The sequence below is a fragment of the Corallococcus sp. AB011P genome (assembly GCF_003611605.1).
GTDB lineage: Bacteria > Myxococcota > Myxococcia > Myxococcales > Myxococcaceae > Corallococcus > Corallococcus coralloides.
In genome coordinates this window covers 1-234 of sequence record NZ_RAVX01000101.1, presented here as the reverse complement: position 1 = coordinate 234, position 234 = coordinate 1, and the positions used below count along the sequence as shown (strand labels likewise).

The window sequence follows — 234 nt, the reverse complement described above, 5'->3', positions numbered from 1 at the left end:
TCGCTGCCGCACGCCGGGCAGTGGCGCTCCTCGGCAGGCACCGCGTGGCGAATCTCCCGCGCCAGGGCCTCCTCGGCCTTGCGGGCGGCTCTCTCTTGCCGCTTCTTCTTCGCGGCCTCGGCCCGGGTCGCCGTCGAGTCCGCGGCCCCGCGCAGCTCCGTCGCCACCGGAGGCAGCTTCTCCGTTCTCCTCCCGAAGACGTGACGCTCCAGCGTCGCCATCTTCGCCTCCAGC

At 73.5% G+C, this 234-nt stretch carries 1 pseudogene; it reads right to left on the bottom strand.

Going from position 1 to position 234, the window contains the following annotated elements:
* Positions 1-234, bottom strand: a pseudogene (locus D7X30_RS42175) (IS66 family transposase); the annotation flags it as partial.